The sequence below is a fragment of the Rhodococcus sp. 1R11 genome (assembly GCF_004563845.1).
GTDB lineage: Bacteria > Actinomycetota > Actinomycetes > Mycobacteriales > Mycobacteriaceae > Rhodococcoides.
The window spans coordinates 20,883-38,657 of the sequence record NZ_SPNG01000007.1 but is presented as its reverse complement, the minus strand read 5'-3'; the positions used below and the strand labels follow the sequence as shown (position 1 = coordinate 38,657).

20 protein-coding genes are annotated in these 17,775 nt (G+C 65.3%); 9 read left to right on the top strand and 11 right to left on the bottom strand.

Annotation, left to right across the window (positions count from 1 at the left end; all coding sequences use genetic code 11):
* Positions 1 to 94: 94 nt before the first annotated feature.
* The gene (gene glsA, locus E4P29_RS13950; RefSeq protein WP_135045530.1) at positions 95 to 1,921 is read left to right on the top strand and encodes a glutaminase A; all 1,827 of its coding nucleotides are present in this window, start codon (positions 95 to 97) and stop codon (positions 1,919 to 1,921) included.
* Between the two features lie 42 nt (positions 1,922 to 1,963).
* Here glsA and E4P29_RS13945 read toward each other — a convergent pair whose 3' ends face one another.
* Together E4P29_RS13945 and E4P29_RS13940 are read right to left on the bottom strand one after the other, a co-directional pair.
* Positions 1,964 to 2,722 (bottom strand): anti-sigma factor, encoded by a 759-nt coding sequence (locus E4P29_RS13945; protein WP_094717413.1) that lies wholly within the window; start codon positions 2,720 to 2,722, stop codon positions 1,964 to 1,966.
* The gene (locus E4P29_RS13940; RefSeq protein WP_027496905.1) at positions 2,719 to 3,474 is read right to left on the bottom strand and encodes a sigma-70 family RNA polymerase sigma factor; all 756 of its coding nucleotides are present in this window, start codon (positions 3,472 to 3,474) and stop codon (positions 2,719 to 2,721) included. Before E4P29_RS13940 ends, E4P29_RS13945 begins: the two co-directional genes overlap by 4 nt.
* 182 nt (positions 3,475 to 3,656) lie before the next feature.
* Between E4P29_RS13940 and E4P29_RS13935 the strand changes: the two genes are divergently transcribed.
* Both E4P29_RS13935 and E4P29_RS13930 read left to right on the top strand, forming a co-directional pair.
* Complete coding sequence (locus tag E4P29_RS13935; protein WP_135045528.1) at positions 3,657 to 4,646, top strand: ATP-binding cassette domain-containing protein; 990 nt, start codon at positions 3,657 to 3,659, stop codon at positions 4,644 to 4,646.
* Positions 4,643 to 5,482, top strand: coding sequence for an ABC transporter permease (locus E4P29_RS13930; RefSeq protein ID WP_135045526.1), 840 nt, complete (start codon positions 4,643 to 4,645; stop codon positions 5,480 to 5,482). The genes E4P29_RS13935 and E4P29_RS13930 overlap by 4 nt, the downstream gene beginning before the upstream one ends.
* A 22-nt stretch (positions 5,483 to 5,504) precedes the next feature.
* Here the strand turns inward: E4P29_RS13930 and E4P29_RS13925 are convergent, their stop codons facing one another.
* Entirely contained in the window at positions 5,505 to 6,026 is a 522-nt protein-coding gene (locus tag E4P29_RS13925) for a CGNR zinc finger domain-containing protein (protein WP_209205405.1), read from the bottom strand.
* Positions 6,027 to 6,051: 25 nt separating this feature from the next.
* Here E4P29_RS13925 and E4P29_RS13920 point away from each other — a divergent pair, with 25 nt between their 5' ends.
* Complete coding sequence (locus tag E4P29_RS13920; RefSeq protein ID WP_135045524.1) at positions 6,052 to 6,249, top strand: hypothetical protein; 198 nt, start codon at positions 6,052 to 6,054, stop codon at positions 6,247 to 6,249.
* Here the strand turns inward: E4P29_RS13920 and E4P29_RS13915 are convergent.
* From E4P29_RS13915 to E4P29_RS13905, 3 genes are read right to left on the bottom strand one after another with little or no spacing between them, the layout of a single operon-like run.
* Complete coding sequence (locus tag E4P29_RS13915; RefSeq protein WP_245154322.1) at positions 6,201 to 7,196, bottom strand: iron-siderophore ABC transporter substrate-binding protein; 996 nt, start codon at positions 7,194 to 7,196, stop codon at positions 6,201 to 6,203. The genes E4P29_RS13920 and E4P29_RS13915 overlap by 49 nt on opposite strands.
* 44 nt (positions 7,197 to 7,240) lie before the next feature.
* Positions 7,241 to 8,512, bottom strand: coding sequence for a TRAM domain-containing protein (locus E4P29_RS13910; protein WP_135045522.1), 1,272 nt, complete (start codon positions 8,510 to 8,512; stop codon positions 7,241 to 7,243).
* A complete protein-coding gene (locus E4P29_RS13905; protein ID WP_135045520.1) occupies positions 8,509 to 10,506 on the bottom strand; it encodes an APC family permease in 1,998 nt (665 codons plus the stop codon). Before E4P29_RS13905 ends, E4P29_RS13910 begins: the two co-directional genes overlap by 4 nt.
* 180 nt (positions 10,507 to 10,686) lie before the next feature.
* On the opposite strand from E4P29_RS13905, the gene E4P29_RS13900 reads away from it, so the two are divergent.
* Positions 10,687 to 11,352: a TrkA family potassium uptake protein gene (locus tag E4P29_RS13900; RefSeq protein ID WP_167735482.1), complete on the top strand. Its 666-nt coding sequence runs from the start codon at positions 10,687 to 10,689 to the stop codon at positions 11,350 to 11,352.
* 49 nt (positions 11,353 to 11,401) lie between these two features.
* Positions 11,402 to 12,061, top strand: a complete 660-nt coding sequence (locus E4P29_RS13895; RefSeq protein WP_032365054.1) for a TrkA family potassium uptake protein — start codon at positions 11,402 to 11,404, stop codon at positions 12,059 to 12,061.
* Here E4P29_RS13895 and E4P29_RS13890 read toward each other — a convergent pair.
* Positions 12,035 to 12,694 carry a DUF3159 domain-containing protein gene (locus E4P29_RS13890; RefSeq protein ID WP_135045872.1) on the bottom strand — a complete coding sequence of 220 codons (660 nt, stop codon included), beginning with the start codon at positions 12,692 to 12,694 and terminating at the stop codon, positions 12,035 to 12,037. The genes E4P29_RS13895 and E4P29_RS13890 overlap by 27 nt on opposite strands.
* Before the next feature lie 112 nt (positions 12,695 to 12,806).
* Positions 12,807 to 13,184 (bottom strand): OB-fold nucleic acid binding domain-containing protein, encoded by a 378-nt coding sequence (locus tag E4P29_RS13885; protein ID WP_027496896.1) that lies wholly within the window; start codon positions 13,182 to 13,184, stop codon positions 12,807 to 12,809.
* 167 nt (positions 13,185 to 13,351) lie between these two features.
* Between E4P29_RS13885 and E4P29_RS13880 the strand changes: the two genes are divergently transcribed.
* Complete coding sequence (locus tag E4P29_RS13880; RefSeq protein WP_245154321.1) at positions 13,352 to 14,062, top strand: alpha/beta fold hydrolase; 711 nt, start codon at positions 13,352 to 13,354, stop codon at positions 14,060 to 14,062.
* Between the two features lie 6 nt (positions 14,063 to 14,068).
* Here the strand turns inward: E4P29_RS13880 and E4P29_RS13875 are convergent, their stop codons facing one another.
* Positions 14,069 to 14,896, bottom strand: coding sequence for a DUF3710 domain-containing protein (locus E4P29_RS13875; RefSeq protein ID WP_135045516.1), 828 nt, complete (start codon positions 14,894 to 14,896; stop codon positions 14,069 to 14,071).
* A gap of 78 nt (positions 14,897 to 14,974) precedes the next feature.
* The gene (dut, locus tag E4P29_RS13870) at positions 14,975 to 15,436 is read right to left on the bottom strand and encodes a dUTP diphosphatase (protein ID WP_135045871.1); all 462 of its coding nucleotides are present in this window, start codon (positions 15,434 to 15,436) and stop codon (positions 14,975 to 14,977) included.
* A gap of 202 nt (positions 15,437 to 15,638) precedes the next feature.
* Between dut and E4P29_RS13865 the strand changes: the two genes are divergently transcribed.
* Positions 15,639 to 16,133 carry a DUF3093 domain-containing protein gene (locus E4P29_RS13865; RefSeq protein WP_135045869.1) on the top strand — a complete coding sequence of 165 codons (495 nt, stop codon included), beginning with the start codon at positions 15,639 to 15,641 and terminating at the stop codon, positions 16,131 to 16,133.
* An 84-nt stretch (positions 16,134 to 16,217) separates the two neighbouring features.
* Here the strand turns inward: E4P29_RS13865 and E4P29_RS13860 are convergent, their stop codons facing one another.
* Positions 16,218 to 16,520 (bottom strand): DUF4193 domain-containing protein, encoded by a 303-nt coding sequence (locus E4P29_RS13860; protein WP_027496891.1) that lies wholly within the window; start codon positions 16,518 to 16,520, stop codon positions 16,218 to 16,220.
* Between the two features lie 545 nt (positions 16,521 to 17,065).
* Between E4P29_RS13860 and cei the strand changes: the two genes are divergently transcribed.
* Positions 17,066 to 17,746 carry an envelope integrity protein Cei gene (gene cei / locus E4P29_RS13855; protein WP_135045514.1) on the top strand — a complete coding sequence of 227 codons (681 nt, stop codon included), beginning with the start codon at positions 17,066 to 17,068 and terminating at the stop codon, positions 17,744 to 17,746.
* The last annotated feature ends 29 nt before the right edge of the window (positions 17,747 to 17,775 follow it).

The following is a 17,775-nucleotide window of genomic DNA, read 5'->3' as shown; positions in this document are numbered from 1 at the left end:
CGCCGACACTACCGTCGAGTAGGCAGGTGCCCGGGGTCAGTCGCCCCTAACCTCGAATACGCTCGAAACGGACACCCGACATACAGTGTCGCCCATGAGCAACGTCGTCGATGCCATCCTGACCCGGGTTCACGAACTGTGCCGGGACGACGCGTCGGGACAGGTCGCCGACTACATTCCCGAACTCGCAGCCGTGACACCGGACGGCTTCGGTATCGCCCTGACGACCACCGACGGCTACCTGTACGAAGTCGGCGACACGAGGATGCCGTTCACCATCCAATCCATCTCGAAACCCTTCACCTATGCACTCGCGCTGGCCGACCGCGGGCTCGACGTCGTCGCGGGCAAGATCGACGTCGAACCCTCGGGTGAGCCGTTCAACGAGATCAGCCTGGACCCCGTCACGGAGCGGCCCCGAAACCCGATGATCAACGCGGGTGCGATCACTTCCGCGTCGCTCATCGCCGGCCGCACCGCGGAGGAACGATTCGAGCGCATCCGAGCGTCGTATTCCCGGTATGCAGGAAGGTCTCTGAGCTTCAACGACGCGGTGTATCGATCCGAAGCGCGCACCGGACACCGCAATCGCGCCATCGGCTACATGCTGCGGTCCTTCGGCATCATCGACCACGATCCGGAGGCCGCCGTCGACCTGTACTTCCGCCAGTGCTCGATCGACGTCACGGCGGCGGATCTGGCCATGATGGCCGCCACGATGGCCAACAACGGAGTCAATCCCCACACCAAGGAGCGCGCCCTGGCACCCGCACTGGTCGAACGCGTGCTGTCGGTGATGACGACCTGTGGGATGTACGACGGCGCAGGCGACTGGGTGGCGCGGGTGGGTATGCCGGCCAAGAGTGGGGTCGGCGGCGGCATCCTGGCGGTGCTTCCTGGGCAGATGGGCATCGCCGTCTACTCCCCCCGCCTCGATTCGCACGGCAACAGCGTGCGCGGCGTTGCTGCCTGCCGAGAACTCTCCACCAGACTCGAATTGCACTTTCTACATGTCACTCGGGCCGCGAAGTCGTCGATTCGACGTCGATACGTTCTCACCGAGGCACCGTCGCGAAAACGACGATCCGAGATCGAACAGGCCACACTCGCTGCAGTCGGCGACCGGGCGCGGGTCTACGAGTTGCACGGGGACCTGCTGTTCTCGGGTGCCGAGACAGCGGTCCGCGAGATCGGCAACCTCGACCGGAACCTCGATGCACTCGTCATCGACGTTCGTGGCGTCGACGAGGTCAGCGACATCGCCCGTTCGATGTTCGAGGACCTACGCCGCGAGCTCGCCGACCACGGTTGTGTGGTGTGCCTGGTGGATCCCCGAGCCATCATGGGCCACACGACGTCGAGCCTGGACCCGAACGATCCGGCGGGCCGGGTGTACTCGAGTCTGAGCTCGGCCATCCAGTGGGCCGAGAACCTGCTGCTCGATCGGCACTGCTCCGGCGCGCGGCAACCGGCAGAAATCACTCCGGCCGAGCACCCGTTGCTCGCCGGTCTGTCCGCCGAGCAGTTCGACTCGGTGACTCCCTATCTGGAGAAACGTCACTACGCACGGGGCGACGTCATCGTTCACCGTGGTGCGCCGGCAGCGGGTCTGTTCTTGATCCTGCGCGGAGAAGTGACATCGACGGCCGTGTCCGCAGACGGGGGCACACACCGCATCACGACGCTCTCCCCCGGGATGAGCTTCGGCGAGATGCCGCTGCTGATGTCGGTGCCGTTCCTGTTGGACATGGTGGCCGACACCCCGGTCGATCTGGTGGTCGTGTCGGTATCGCACTTCGAGGCACTGACTCGGGACGCCCCGGAAGTGAAGCTGGCGCTACTGGAAAATCTGGCCAGCGGCGCGTACGGCCAGATGGCCGCTGTCGTCAAGACACTCGGGCGGTTCGACATCGGTATCTGATCCGACTGTCGAACCGCCCGAGTGGACGTGCCTGGCCCCTGATCAGGCGTCGAGCGTGATCATCGTGAGGACCTCGGTGGGCTGCGCCGAGCCGCCGGCAGGCTCGAGCGAGAACGCGAAGTTGGTCGACGCCCCCATGCCGTCCACCACGGTGCCGTCGCTCGACGTGAGCTGATCCTCGGTGACAACGCCGGCGGAGCGCGGCGCACCGTCGACGAACCACATCTGGTAGACCCGGCCCGAGGGCGGCTCCGGGACACCGTCCAGAGTCACCACGACCGCATCTCGGCTCAGCGAGTACGACACCTTCGCAGTGCCGCCACCCGGGAACTCCGCGGACGCTTCACGAGCGTCGGGCGCCGCGACGATCTGCTCGGCCTGGGAAGGCTGCGGGTCCGAGCCCATGGTCTGCGTGACGACGACGACACCACCGACTGCGACGACGATCGCGGCAGCCGCGGACACCATCGAGTAACGCCACGTCTTGGAACGCTCACGTCGGTGCCGGTGCAGCGGAGTGACGTTCGGCGGAAGTTCTCGGACCGTCGGCTCCTGATCGCTCGCGGCGACACGCGCGAGCACGGCCTCCCGCACGCGTTCGGGTGCGGGAGTCGCGTCTGCCGCCGCAGCCAACGCCAGCGTTTCGTGAATCTCACCCACGAGGATGTCGAATTGTGCCCGGGTCGTCTCGTCGACGCGGATTCGCTCGGTTTCGATGGCGCGCCGCTCGGACTCGCTCATCGCGTGGAGGGCGTAGACCTCCGCTTCGTCCAGCAGTCGTTGCCGTGACGCTTCACTCATTGCGGGATCACCCCCAGGCATGTCTTCAACTTGATCAATCCATCTCGTATGCGCGATTTGATCGTCGGCACGGCTACCCCGAGCCGTTCGGCAACCTCGCGATAGGTATACCCGCTGTAATAAGCCATTCGTACCGACTCGCTCTGCGTATCGGTCAGAGTGTCGAGACAGGCCACGACGGCCTCCGATTCGAGCCGCTGGGTCACCGTCTCCAGTACCTCGTCATGCTCGGGCGTGTGACTCACGGCACCGTACGCCGCCTCGCGGTCGGTACCCGACTGCTCGCTACGTACCCGATCGACCGCCCGGCGATGTGCCAGCGTCATGATCCACGCCAGCGGACTCCCCTGGCTCGGATCGTAATTCGGTGCCGCACGCCAGATCTGGAGGAACACCTCCTGCGCGGTCTCCTCGCTGTACCCCGGATCGCGAAGCACGCGCACCACCATCCCGTACACACGGGAGGACGTGGCGTCGTACAGTTCGGCGAAGGCCGACCGGTCGCCCTGAGCAACGGCCGCCATCAAGCGACGGAGACGGTCCGTCTCCTCGGCACGCAGATTCTTCAGCTGCGGGCTCGGTACTGCGCACACCGCATCCTCGACCGAGGTGCTGTCCTCGGACTCGGGCGGCGTTCGGTCACGGCCGGTGCCCGCAGATCCGGAAGCGTCGGAGAACGGCACGCTCATCGGACTGTCGTCCCAGCAGACGGGTTCATGATCGAGTTCATCGATCATGACACTAGTGGTCATGTAGCCCTCATATCGAAACCTCCGCGTTTTCCCGCCGCAGTACATATTCGGAACAAACACCCCGAGGGATGGTGCGCGACCGAAATTCGTTTGCGCAGAAATGGACCGGGCTTCATCCTGGGTGCGAGAATCGGACAAACGCGGGCAATCGGGCGGACAGCTCGGTGGAGGGACGGACACGCATGACGGCCATCGAAACCCACGGGCTCGTCAAACATTTCGGCACCACTGCCGCAGTCGACGGCGTGGATCTGTCGATCCCGTCCGGCGGGGTGTACGGCGTGCTCGGACCCAACGGGGCCGGGAAAACCACGACCATCCGGATGCTGGCGACACTGCTTCCGATAGACGGCGGCAGCGCACGAGTCCTGGGACACGACGTGGCAACCGAGCCGGAGGCCGTTCGCCGAAAAGTCTCTCTCACGGGTCAATTCGCCTCGCTCGACGAGGATCTGACCGGCACCGAGAATCTCATTCTGCTGGCGCGGCTGCTCGGCTACTCACGTCCGGCCGCTCGAGCGCGCGCTGATCAACTGTTGACAGCATTCGACATCGCCGACGCCGGACCGCGACAGGTCAAGACCTACTCCGGTGGCATGCGCCGGCGCATCGACATCGCAGCGAGCATCATCGTCACCCCCGAGCTGATCTTTCTCGACGAACCCACCACCGGCCTGGACCCGCGCAGTCGCAATCACGTCTGGGAGATCGTCCGAGCCTTGGTGGCAGGCGGCACGACGGTACTGCTGACGACGCAGTATCTCGACGAGGCCGACCACCTGGCCGGGCGCGTAGCGGTGATCGACCACGGCAAAGTCATCGCCGAGGGCACGACGGGCGAGCTGAAGGCATCGGTGGGATCGAACTCACTGCACCTGCGCGTGCTCGATGCCGGGCACCGGAATGCCGCGGGGAGAATCGTCCGAGATCTGGTCGGCAGCACCGTGGCCGAGGACGCCGACCCGTTCACCGTGTCCGCACGATTGGACAATCCGGCGCAGGCGGCACCGATCCTTCCTGCTCTGGAATCCGCCGGAATTGCCATCGCATCCTTCACCCTCGGTCAGCCGAGTCTGGACGAGGTGTTTCTGGCGCTGACCGGTCACGATGCGGGAGCGGAGCCTGTGGGTGCGAAGAAGACTGAAATCGACAACGGGGAGATCGCGTCATGACCACCGAGGCCCAACGATCCGCCCCGCAGGCGTCGACGATCATCGATGTTCTCTCAGCCGCAGGTCCGAGGCCGGAGCGTCCGTCGTCGCTGTCGACCTCGCTGAGTTTCGGCTGGCGGGCGTTGCTGAAGATCAAGCATGTACCGGAGCAGTTGTTCGACGTGACGGCGTTTCCGATCATGTTCACGCTGTTGTTCACGTACCTGTTCGGCGGCGCTCTGGCCGGTTCGACCGACGCGTACATCCAGTTTCTGCTGCCGGGCATCCTGGTGCAGACCGTGGTGATGATCACGATGTACACCGGCGTGACGATGAACAAAGACATCGAGAAGGGTGTGTTCGACCGGTTCCGATCGTTGCCGATCTGGCGTCCGTCGCCGCTGGTCGGTGCGTTGCTGGGTGACGTCGTGCGCTACACGTTGGCGTCGGTGATCGTACTGATTCTGGGGCTGATTCTCGGTTTCCGGCCGCAAGGCGGGCTACTCGGCGTGATCGCATCGATAGCGCTGTTGCTCGTGTTCTCGTTCTGTCTGTCCTGGATCTGGACGATGATCGCCATGATCGTGCGCACCGAGGCAGCCGTGATGGGGATGTCGATGTTCATCCTGTTTCCGCTGACGTTCGCGAGCAACATCTTCGTCGACCCCAACACGATGCCAGGGTGGCTTCGTGCGTTCGTCGACGTCAACCCGGTCAGCTTTCTGGTGACGTCACTTCGAGGCCTGATGCAGGGCGATGTCGACACCGGCCGGCTCGGAGTGACTCTGGTGCTGTCGGCGGCGATGCTGGCGATCTTCGGACCGATCACGATGCGGCTGTACAACCGCAAATCCTGATCCACGACTCCCGGTACAGGCGTCAGGATGCGGCGCGGGCTCGGTGTCGTCGGACTGCATCCCGGTTCGAGCACACGGTTCCGCAGTACCGCTGCCGTCCGGTGCGTGAGGTGTCGGCGAAGGCGGTCGTGCAGTCGGCCGCGGCGCACCGATGGAGTCTGTCCATTCCGCGACCGGTCAAGTGCAGCGCGGTACCGACACCGACCAGGGCCCTGATGACACCACCCAACGCGATGTTCGGGTCGCGGTAGTGCATGTGCCAGCCGTCGTCGGCGTGATTGGTCAACCGTGGGTACGCGGAAGCCTGTGCAAGGAGGACGTTCAGGGCGGCGGCCCGCTCCTCGGCTGTCTCGGCATCCACCACGCGAGCCCAGTCGCGAAGGAACTCGAGTGTGTCCACGAGATCGTCGTCGGTGGCAGTCCAGTCGGGAACGAGGCCGGCGTCGATGCAGCGGGCACCCAATTCGCTCGGCGACGTGGGTGGCCTGTTGAGGAGGTCGATGCCCAGTTTCACGGCATATTCGCCGTAAGGGTTGATGTGCACAAGACCATTACACCACAGTGAATGCATGGACATCGAACACAGCACACACACCTGGACCACCCGCTCGCTCCACGACACCAGCGAAGGCCTCGTCGGCTACCAGGGCTGCCACTGCGGAGCACAACGCATCGTCTCGGTACCCGCGCAGACGTTCGCCCCGGTTGCTGAAGTGAGTCAACCCAGCACGTTCGCCACCGCAGGCACCACCGTGTCGAGCGCATAGCCGATGGACAGCGCCGAGTTGGTGGCGTAGGACTTCGCGACTTCAGGATCGTCGAAGACCACGTAACGGCCATCTGCGACCGCCGGAATCCGTTGGAACAGTGGATTGTCGGTCACCTCGGACGGTGCCTTCTGGATGGGGAAGACGATCAGCACGTCGGCGTCGAGCAGGTCGAGCTCTTCCCCGGAAATCGGAACCGAGAAGCCGCGCGGCGGGAGAGAGTCGATGGTCGGGCTGGTGACGAAACCGAGCTTCTTCATGAACTCGAGCCGACTGTTCGACGAGATGTATGCGCCGTATCCGGTGCCGCTGTAGGCCCCGACCACCGCCGTCTTGCCGGCGAATTCCGGATGGGCGGCCGCCGCTGCATCGAAACGGTCGGCGATCCCTGCGAGCAGCGCGTCCCCTGCGGACTGCTTGCCGAGTGCCGTGGCAACCATCGTGACCTGCTGCTCGAGCGATGTCAGGTAGTTGTCGGCCCCCGCCGGTATACCTACCGTCGGAGCAATGGCGGACAGTGTGGCGTACCGATCGGCGTCACCGGAGCTCTTGGTATCGAGGATCAGATCCGGCTCGAGCGCCGCGACCTGCTCGAACGACGGCTCCTGCGTCCCGATGATCTGCGGTGGCGCGTCGTAGAGCCCGGCCGCCCACGGACCGACGCCGTCGCCGCCGAAGGCGAGCCAGTCGCTCGCACCGACCGGTGAGACACCGAGCGCCAGTGCAGTTTCCGCGTCGCCCCAGCCGAGCGCGACGACGCGCTGCGGAGCACTGTCGACGGTCACGCCGCCGAACTCGGTATCGATCGTGGCAGGAAATGCGGCGGCCGGCGCATCGGATGCAGCCTCGAGTCCGGTTGCCTCATCCCCGCCCGCCCCACAGGAGACGACGGCGGTCAGGAACAGCAGGGCAGCCGATACAACACCGACGGTGCGACGAATTCTCACCCGAGAAACGGTACGTCAGACTCGCCAAGATTGGTGAGGCAACCCTACTTACGAACGAAGCGGCCGATACATTCGACGTGGCTGGTCAAGGGAAACGCGTCGAACGCGCGCACGTCCGTCAGCTCGTACCCGGCTGTCCGGTAGAGGCTCGCGTCCCGCGCGAACGATGCCGGATCGCAGCCGATGTGGACGATCGTGCGGGGAGACCGCGCCGCGAGATCTTCGATGACGTCGCGTCCGGCACCGGCTCGCGGCGGATCGAGTACCGCCACCGCCACCGATTCCGGCAACGAATCCATCGATCGCTCGACCCGGCCCGGCGCGAACGAGACCTGAGCCAGGTTTTGCAACGCCGAGCGTCCGTCCTCGGCGGCCCGGCGCGAGAACTCGACGCTGGTGACTCGTCCGCTCGATCCCACCCGCTCGGCGAGAGCCGCCGCGAACACGCCGACACCGCCGTACAGGTCCCATGCGCCGTCACCCGGCTCGGCATCCGCCCAGTCGCGTACGACGTCTGTGTACACCTGAGCCGCTCCTTTGTGCGCCTGCCAGAAGCCGGTGGCATCGAGTGTCCACGGCCGCGCAGAGACGAATTCGGTGACTCGCCCCGAGCCGATGACAGCCTTTTCCGGCCTGGCCCGCGACGACGCTGCTCGACGCGCCGACGCACCGCGGCGGCCCGGAGACCGGCGTCCGGTTCGCGTCAACTGGGCCGGTGCCACCTCCACCACATGGCGTTCACCCGTACCGTCGAGGACCACCTGCAATTCGGCACCTGCGCGCCACTCACGATCCGACAACCCGTCGAACGCAGCCGGATCCATTTGCGGGCACGACAACTCCGTGACGATCGAACTGCTTCGATAGCGGTGGTAGCCGGGCCGTCCACCCGAATCCACTGCCAGCCGAACACGGGTCCGCCAACCGGTGCCGTCGCCGGTGCCCGGCAATTCCTCGACCGGAACATCCCTCTCGATGCCCGCGACGCGGCGCAGCTGTTCGGCGACGACGGAGGACTTGAGTCGACGCCCGGCTTCGGTGGTCGCGTGGGAATAGTCGCAGCATCCCGAACCACCGGGCCCGGAGATGGGGCAGCGAGCGTCGATGCGGTCCGGGGACGCGGCGAGAATCTCGATCGCGTCGGCGCGGCAGAACGACCCACCGCGATCCTCGGTCACCTTGGCCATGACGCGTTCCCCCGGTAGCCCGTGGCGGACGAACACCACCCGACCTTCGTGACGGGCCACGCAGAACCCACCGTGTCCGGGAGCGCCCAGTTCGACGTCGAGCACCAGCCCGAACCAGTTCTCGGTCATTTGCCCGCCGGCGGTTCGTAACCGCGACGCGAAGCACCCGGCGCATTTCCGAGCACCTCGCGCCTGGCCTTCTCCGACGAGCGCAGCTGCCACGGAACACTGGTGACCATCACGCCGGGTTGGAACAGCAGTCGGGACTTCAGCCTCAGCGCGCTCTGGTTGTGCAGGACCTGCTCCCACCAGTGGCCGACGACGTACTCGGGGATGAAGACGGTCACCACATCACGTGGCGAGTCGCGTCGAACTCGTTTGACGTAGTCCAGAACCGGCTTGGTGACTTCGCGGTAGGGCGACTCGACGACCTTGAGTGGTACCGAGACGTCACTGGCCTCCCATTCACGTACCAATGCTCGGGTGTCCACCTCGTCGACGTTGACGGTCACGGCTTCGAGGGTGTCGGGCCTGGTCGCGCGTGCGTAGGCGAGAGCCCGCAGCGTCGGCATGTGCAGCTTGGACACCAGGACGATCGAATGCGTACGACTGGGCAGAACGCCGTCCCACACCTCGTTCTCGAGCTCTCGCGCCACGGTGTCGTAGTGCTTTCTGATCATCCGCATCAGGATGAAGATGGCCACCATCGCCACGATCGCGATCCAGGCTCCGGCAGCGAACTTGGTGATCAACACGATCACGAGAACGGTCGCCGTCATGGCCAGACCGACGCTGTTGACCACCCGCGAGCGCTGCATCCTGCCGCGCTGCTCGCCGTCGGTCTCGGTTCGGAGCAGGCGGGTCCAGTGCCGGATCATGCCGGTCTGACTCAGGGTGAACGAGACGAACACACCCACGATGTAGAGCTGGATCAGCTTGGTGACCTCTGCTCCGAACACCACGACGAACACGATGGCTGCGCCGGAAAGGAACAGAATGCCGTTACTGAAGGCAAGTCGGTCGCCGCGCGTGTGCAACTGTCGGGGTAGATACCGGTCCTGAGCGAGCACCGAGCCCAGCACGGGAAAACCGTTGAATGCCGTGTTCGCGGCGAGCACCAGGATCAACGCCGTCACAGCGGTGATGAAGAAGAACCCAGCGGGGAAACCGCTGAACACCGCCTCCGCCAACTGCGCGATCAGCGTCTTCTGGTGGTAGCCGTCCGGTGCCCCGATCAGCTGCGTCTCCGGGTCCATCGCGTACTTGATGCCGATCTTCTGCGCGAGCACGATGATGCCCATCAACAACGTGATGCCGATACCGCCGAGCAGCAACAGCGTGGTGGCCGCGTTGCGGGACTTGGGCTTCTCGAATGCAGGCACCCCGTTACTGATGGCCTCCACTCCGGTCAGCGCCGCGCAACCCGACGAGAACGCCCGGGCGACGAGGAACGCGAACGCGATCCCGTACAGATGCGAGTCCTCGGCTTTCAGATCGAACGTCGCCGACTCGGCGTGAATGTCGTCTCCGAGCACGTAGACCCGGAACAACCCGTAGCCCAACATCAGGAACATGCCGCCCATGAAGGCGTACGTCGGAACAGCGAACGCGGCACCCGACTCACGAATACCACGCAGGTTGATCGACGTGATGAACACGATGGCCACTACTGCGAACAGCACCTTGTGCTGCGCGACGAAGGGCACGGCCGAACCGATGTTCGACGCGGCCGCCGAAATGGAGACCGCCACGGTCAGCACGTAGTCCACCAACAACGCACTACCGACGGTCAGACCCGCCGCAGGACCGAGGTTCGTGGTCGCGACCTCGTAGTCACCACCACCGGAGGGATAGGCGTGCACGTTCTGCCGGTAGCTGGCGACCACCACCGCCATCACGACACAGACCGCGAGACCGATCCACGGAGTGAACGTGAGCGCCGATATCCCGGCCACGGACAACACCAGGAAGATCTCTTCGGGTGCGTACGCAACCGAGGACATGGCGTCCGAGGCGAACACCGGCAGCGCGATTCGCTTGGGTAGCAAGGTATGACCGAGCTTGTCGCTGCGGAACGGCTTACCGAGAACCAGCCGCTTTGCGGCAGTCGAGACCTTGGACACGATCAGAAGCGTAGGCCGTCGGGTCGCCGGCGGCGCAACCACGCGCCCTTTCACATCCATCGGATGCCCACCCACGGTCGAGCCGGTGACGAATCCCCGATACGTTGGTGCTCGCATGCACACGGTGGCAATGTCGTCGGCAGTGTTGGTCGGCAATCGAGATCGGGACGGAGCTGGGCGTTGTACGTAGTTGTGATGGGGTGTGGCCGTGTCGGCGCATCGCTGGCCGGAGCGCTCGAGCGCATCGGGCACGAGGTGGCAATCATCGACCGTGACGAAACCGCGTTTCTGCGCCTCGATCCCGACTTCGGTGGGCATCGAGTCGTGGGAATGGGATTCGACCGAGATGTGTTGATGAGCGCCGGAATCGAGAAGGCAGAGGCGTTCGCAGCCGTGTCCTCCGGCGACAATTCCAACATCATCTCTGCACGGGTCGCGCGTGAGACGTTCGGCGTCGAGAAGGTCGTCGCCAGGATCTACGACGCCAAACGTGCCGCTGTGTACGAGCGCCTCGGTATCCCGACCGTGGCCACGGTGCCATGGGCGACCGACCGGTTTCTGCACAACCTTCTGCGGGACGACCCCACCACCAAATGGCGAGATCCGTCCGGGAGCGTCGCGGTGGTGCTGCTCGACTTCCACGATGCGTGGATCGGCAAGAAACTGTCGGTACTCGAGGATGCGACCCGGTCGCGGGCCGCGTTCGTCATCCGTTTCGGCACCGGACTGCTGCCCGACAAGCGCACCGTGATCCAGGCAGGCGACGAGGTGTACGTCGCTGCCGTCTCGGGGACCGTCGCCGAGGCCATCGCGTTGGCCGGCAATCCGCCGCCGTCGGACGACTGATGCTCGCCCGCACGTTGTTCCCCTCCCCCATCGACCCGAACGGGAAGCCATGAAAGTCGCCATCGCCGGTGCCGGCGCAGTCGGCAGATCCATTGCACGCGAATTGATCCGAAGCGAACACGAGGTGATGCTCCTCGAACGCAAACTCGACCACGTCGATCAGGCCGCGGTACCCGAGGCCGAATGGGTGCTCGCTGACGCCTGTGAGTTGAGCCTGCTCGAGGCCGCCCATCTCGAGAACTACGACGTGGTGATCGCCGCTACCGGCGACGACAAGGCGAACCTGGTGCTCAGCCTGCTGGCCAAGACCGAGTTCGGAGTGAACCGCGTGGTGGCCCGGGTCAACGACCCCAGAAACGAATGGCTCTTCGACGCGGCCTGGGGTGTCGATGTCGCGGTCTCGACCCCGCGCATGCTGGCGTCACTGGTCGAAGAGGCCGTATCGGTGGGCGATCTGGTCCACCTGATGACATTCCGCAAAGGGCAGGCAAATCTGGTGGAGATCACTCTGCCCGAGAACACTCCCCTGGCGGGCAAGCCGGTACGCAAGCTCCAGCTACCGCGTGACGCAGCACTGGTGACAATTCTGCGCGGTGGTCGTGTCATCGTTCCGCAGCACGACGATCCGCTCGAAGGCGGTGACGAGTTGCTTTTCGTCGCGGCAAAAGAGGTGGAAGACGAACTACGTGCTGCGGTCGGTCTGACCTGACGGCAGCTCGTCGGACTGTTCGTCGTTCGATGCGAGGTCCAGCGCTCGATCCGCCTGACGTACCGCCCACAGAGTCACCAGTAGGGCTACGCCGGTCAGGGGCCACCCCATCCCGATCCGTGCCACCGCGAGCCAGCCGGTCCGGTCCGAGTCGTAGAGCTGGGACTGAACGATGTAGCGCGCAGCGAACACCGACGCCCAGGCGATGGTGGCCACGTCGTAGTAACGAACCGCAGACCGCTCCCGACGCCACGACGTTCCCTTGCCGTTGAGGTAACCCCAAATGACGCCGACGAGCGGCCACCGTGCGAGCACCGACAGCACGAAAGCCCCGCCGTATACGAGCGAGGTGTAGATGCCGAACAGGAAGTAGCCCTTGGCGTCACCCGTGCGGTACGCGATGAACGCGCAGATGCCGACGCCGAAGAAACCGGAGATAGCCGGTTGTATCGGGCTGCGGCGGACCAGCCGCCACACCAGAACGGCGGCGGCGACACCCAACGCCGCCCACAGAGCGACCGACAGGCCGAAATAGCTGTTGAACGGGACGAAGACGACCACGGGCAGCGTGGAGTACACCAAGCCACTCACACCGCCGAGCTGCTCGAGCACGGTGGGGGCGGCGGTCTGCACGGCGTCCGGCGTCGACGCGTCGGGCACCGGTTCCGGCGTGTTCGACCTACTCGAGTGCGGCACGGCATCGTCGCTGTTCGTCACGAGAACGAGAGTGCCATACCGGAGACGATCAGTTGTCGTCGCGCAGTTCGTAGTACGGGTTGTAGACGATCTTGCGCCCATCGCGTTCGCCGACTCGGCCACGGACCAGGACCGTCTTGCCCGGCTCGATTCCGGCAATCTTGCGCCGGCCGATCCACAGAAGAGTCACCGTGTCGGTGCCGTCGAAGAACTCCGCTTCGATGTTGGCGTTCGCCGCCTTGGAACACGCTTCGACGCTACGTAGCCGACCCAACATCGTGACCTCTTCGCCACGGGAGCAATCGCAGGCGCGTCGAGCGCCGGACGCTTCGGAGGATTCGGCCATCTCCTCGGCGTCGAGCTGATCGATGTCCTCGGTCAACTTTCGCGTCAAACGGCGAAAGTATCCTGCGGCAGCGGGTGCCATTGTGCGCTCCTGCGGGTGGGGGTCGTCTCGCAGCTCCACTCCTGGGAGCAGTTGCGGCGACCTGGGAGTTTCCCTCGTCATAGCTGGTACTTCGCCACTGTAGACCCGATCCGGCGCGCTGACCAACCATCGCCACGCCGTCGAACGTGGGCGTGCACAATCGTCTCGTGCACACCCGATTCGAGACCTCCACCGCAATCGTTCTACCGGGGACGGGATCGGACGCACAGTTCGCGGAGGAGGCATTTCACCAGGCGTTCGCCGCTGTGGGATTGACCACTGTTGCCGTGGAACCCGACCCGACCGGCGTGGTGAAGAGCTATCTCGGTGCCCTCGACGATGCGGTACGCGCGCACGGTCCCGTCGTGGTCGCGGGAATCTCGCTGGGTGCAGCCGTCGCGGCACACTGGGCCGAACGCAACGGCTCGAGTACCGTCGCGCTGGCACTGGCGCTGCCTGCGTGGACGGGCGACCCCACCGGCTCACCGGCTGCACTGAGTGCACGGTTCACGGCTGGGTCGCTTCGCGAATACGGGCTCGACAGCGTCACGGCGACGATGGCGGAGTCGAGCCCGGAGTGGCTCGCGCGCGCGCTGGCGCGATCCTGGGCGTCGCAGTGGCCGTCGCTCCCCCGCGCGCTGGACGAGGCAGCCTCGTACCGAGGCCCGGAACTCGACCGGCTCGCGCGGATCGACGCGCCGACCGTCGTGGTCGGCGCGGTGGACGACCCGGTACATCCCATCGCGGTGGCGGAGCAGTGGGCTCGTGCCGTGCCGAGAGGCGTACTGCGGACCGTGACATTGACGGACATCGGACTCGACCCGGGCGTCCTGGGCCGAGAAGCCGTCGACGCTCTGACAACGTTGCTCGACGGCTGACGCCGATCAGCCCCCCAGTTGCTGAATCGCCGATCCGGACGCCCCTCGGCGCGGAGCACGCTCGGCACCGGGTTGTTCGGCGTTCGGTTGCGGAGTCGACTGTTGCTGCGCCGCATCGGTGTTCGCATCAGGGGCAGTGGGCTGCGCCGGCGCGGCCTGCTGCGCTGCTTGCTGTTGCGCGGCAGCTGCCAGTTGCTCGGCCAACACCTGCGGCAGAACCACCGGAAGCGGAGTGCGCACGGGGTGTGGATCGGTGCCGCGGTCGACGACGGTCTGACGGAGAATCGAGTGTGCGAGTTGGACCAGGGGCTGTCCCTCGGCCACCGCGCCCGACGGCCCGGCAAGGACGCATCGAACCATCCAGCGGTACCCGTCGACACCGATGAAGCGCAGATCGGCGTTGGCGGTCACTCCGACCAGCTCGCGGCCCCACGGCCCGGTCTCCACGGTCGTCTCGGCCTTGTCGTTGCGGAGTGATGTCGCCAGATCGGCCGCCACCTCGCGCCACTGCCCAGGAGACTTCGGGGCGGCGTAGGCGGCGACGGTGATGCGGCCGAACTGGGTGACGATGTGTACTGCCTGCGGGCTGCCCGCCTGAGACATCTCGACCTGCAATTGACCGCCCTCGGGGAGAGGAATCAACACCGAGCCGAGATCCAACCGGTTCGCCGCAACGCTTTCGCGATCCTCGTCCAGATCACCGAGATCGTGTGGGCCCTCGACGGTGGTGTCCGCGGCCGCGTCGTCGTTGTCGTCGTCGCGGCCGTCGACGAATGGCTCCGCGCTGGACGCGGAGGCACTGCCGGCGTCGTTCTTCTTACGCCGTCCGAACATGATCAGCTCTCTTCTTCTCGGTTGCATTCAGTTCGCTGTACACCGACGACCGTCGCGACAGACGCACTACGGAGGACGTCACTGCACCAGACTCGCATGTCCACCGGTCGAACCGTGACCGCCGTCCCCTCGAACAGTGTCGTCGAGTTCGTCCACCTCGACGAACTCGACCAATTCGACGCGCTGCACCACCAGTTGAGCGATTCGATCGCCGCGCTCGAGCACGACCGGAGTCCGGGGATCGTGGTTGATCAAGCAGACTTTGATCTCTCCGCGGTAGCCAGCGTCGATGGTTCCAGGAGTGTTGACGACCGACAGCCCCGATTTCGCCGCCAGCCCCGAGCGCGGGTGCACCAGCCCCACCGTCCCCAGAGGCAGAGCCACCGCAATTCCCGTGCCGACGAGAACCCGTTCACCGGGATCGATCGTCACTGCGGCGGTGATCCGCAGATCCACCCCCGCGTCACCCTCGTGCGCACGCGTGGGCACCGGTAGCTCGGGGTCCAACCGGCGAACCCGAACCTCCCCGGACCGGTCCAGGGGCACCTCGTGTGGGTCGCCGGAAAGCGTGTTACGGGACTCGATGACTTCGTCACTCACGTCGAACGAGACTACGCTGATCTGCTTCTCCGTCGGCGCGGCGACTACCCTGGGTGAGGTGACTGCAGATCGACAGGCCGATCGGGCGAACCCCGAGTCCGACGACCCCACCTCGCGTGCCGGATCCGCCGGCTCGGAGTCGGTGCTCTACGCCGAACGACTATGGGTACCCCTCTGGTGGTGGGTGGCCGGCGCAGCGCTGGCAGTACTGCTCGCAGCAGAAGTACACATGGGTGCCCCCGGTGTTCGCGCCTGGCTGCCCTACGTGTTGCTTCTCCCCCTGGTCGCCTGGGCTCTGGTGGCGTTCAGCAGGCTACGTGTGCAGGTGGTGGCCATCGATCCGGGCTCGAACTCCACCGAGTCGCCGTCCGCCGGCCTCGAACTACGGGTCGGGAAAGCGCATCTGCCCCTCGACGTCGCGTCCAAGGCAGCCGTGGTGCCCGCAACAGCAAAAAGTGCGGCGCTGGGAAGGCAGCTCGACCCGCTTGCCTTCGTACAGCACCGCACCTGGGTGAAACAGATGGTGATCGTCGTGTTGGACGACCCGGACGACCCGACGCCCTACTGGCTGATCAGCACCAAGCGGCCGGAGGATCTACTTGCCGTGCTCACTGCCCACGGCGTGGAAGCTCGCTGAACCAGCCGTCGGGCTCGCTACGAAACCTCACTGCCCGGCCGCTCGGCCGGGCATTGCCTGCCGTGGATCAGCACCTGACGTCGATCAGGCTGCGCAGTCCCGGCACATCAGGACGCCGTTGGCATCGCTTGCCAGTCGACTGCGATGGTGGACCAGGAAGCAGCTCGAACAGGTGAACTCGTCCGCCTGCTTGGGAACCACCCGGACCGAAAGCTCTTCGCCGGACAGGTCGGCACCCGGTAGCTCGAAGGACTCCGCGGTGTCTGACTCGTCCACGTCGACGACTGCAGACTGCGCCTCGTTGCGGCGAGCCTTCAGCTCTTCGAGAGAGTCCTCCGAAACGTCGTCGGATTCTGTTCTTCTCGGAGCGTCGTAATCGGTTGCCATTGTTCTCGTAACCCCTCATCTTCGTACGTGTGTGTGGTGGAAGCTGCCGGTGTGGTCGGCTTGTGGCCGTCGGCTGTGAAGAGGGCGCTTGCTCGCTCCCACCGATTTGATTCTCGATCGAACTGGTTCATCACGCGGTGCCGGAAACTACACGGGGTAGTTCCCAAATTTCGCCGGTTGAAACTCGATCGAGCTTTCGCTCACCTGATCGACGATTCACCGGCGACTTTCTGTTTCTTAAGCACTGCGGCCGCCAGACAATAGCCGACGCCGACCCCAAAGCCGAAACCGAATCGCCGATCACTCCATTGCCTCCGTGCACGCCGCATCAACACCGAGATCACCGGCTTCATTCCGCAGCCGCCAGAAGGAGTTCTGCTGCTGGTTTTCGGCATGCAAACAGGTCGCGTGCGCTGGTTTCGGTGACCACGCGGCCGAGTGTGCCGTCGCCGAGGAGCGCGGGCATCTACAGTAGGCACGCGTCGGTGTGAACCGACTCCGTGCACCGGTCTCGGCGACTGCCGACGGAAAGGCGAAGAATCACTGTGGTTTCTCTGATCACCGAAGGCCAGTCGGTCGACGGCCGCGGCCGTCCGTTCCGTCGACGCCGCGCACTTCCGATCATTGCCGTGTTCGCAGTACTCGCGCTGCTCGGCGTTGTCGTGTGGGTCAAGGTGTTCACCACCACCGAGACGACATCGGCCACTGCCGAATGCAACACCCCCACGACGACCGCCGCCACCGACGGAACGCAACCGGTTCCACTCGGCGAAGAAGTCGACCCGACGACGCTCCTCGATGTCGAACCTGCGGCCCTCTCGGCATCGAAGGTGCGAGTGTTCAACGCCAACGGCGAACGGGGCCAGGCCGCGCACGTGGCGGCTCAGCTCAGCGACTACGGCTTCGCAAGTGCTCCGGACGTGCAGGTGGGCAACGACCCCGTCTATGTCGACCAGAACATGCAGTGCCAGGGCCAGATCCGATTCGGATCCGCCGGCATCGCCGCCGCCAGCGCAGTGTGGTTACTCGCACCGTGTGCGGAGCTCATCGAGGACTCCAGGACCGACGACTCGGTGGATCTGGCACTCGGCACCTACTTCAGCGAGATTCAGCCGAACGACGACGCAGAGGAAGTGCTACGCACGCTGGCGGGCGCAGCCCCCGGTGCCGCGCCGCAGCCCCTCGACCCCGATCTGCTCGCCGCCGCGCGTCAATCGCGCTGCTGAGTCGGCCACGTTGCCCAGTCGGGCCCGTT

Bases quoted from the DNA above. Each gene is read 5' to 3' on its own strand.
- E4P29_RS13940 (WP_027496905.1), bottom strand. From the start codon at position 3,474: ATGACCACTAGTGTCATGATCGATGAACTCGATCATGAACCCGTCTGC.
- glsA (WP_135045530.1), top strand. From the start codon at position 95: ATGAGCAACGTCGTCGATGCCATCCTGACCCGGGTTCACGAACTGTGC.
- E4P29_RS13860 (WP_027496891.1), bottom strand. From the start codon at position 16,520: ATGGCAACCGATTACGACGCTCCGAGAAGAACAGAATCCGACGACGTT.
- E4P29_RS13945 (WP_094717413.1), bottom strand. From the start codon at position 2,722: ATGAGTGAAGCGTCACGGCAACGACTGCTGGACGAAGCGGAGGTCTAC.
- E4P29_RS13935 (WP_135045528.1), top strand. From the start codon at position 3,657: ATGACGGCCATCGAAACCCACGGGCTCGTCAAACATTTCGGCACCACT.
- E4P29_RS13920 (WP_135045524.1), top strand. From the start codon at position 6,052: ATGGACATCGAACACAGCACACACACCTGGACCACCCGCTCGCTCCAC.
- E4P29_RS13875 (WP_135045516.1), bottom strand. From the start codon at position 14,896: ATGTTCGGACGGCGTAAGAAGAACGACGCCGGCAGTGCCTCCGCGTCC.
- E4P29_RS13930 (WP_135045526.1), top strand. From the start codon at position 4,643: ATGACCACCGAGGCCCAACGATCCGCCCCGCAGGCGTCGACGATCATC.
- E4P29_RS13910 (WP_135045522.1), bottom strand. From the start codon at position 8,512: ATGACCGAGAACTGGTTCGGGCTGGTGCTCGACGTCGAACTGGGCGCT.
- E4P29_RS13895 (WP_032365054.1), top strand. From the start codon at position 11,402: ATGAAAGTCGCCATCGCCGGTGCCGGCGCAGTCGGCAGATCCATTGCA.
- E4P29_RS13885 (WP_027496896.1), bottom strand. From the start codon at position 13,184: ATGGCACCCGCTGCCGCAGGATACTTTCGCCGTTTGACGCGAAAGTTG.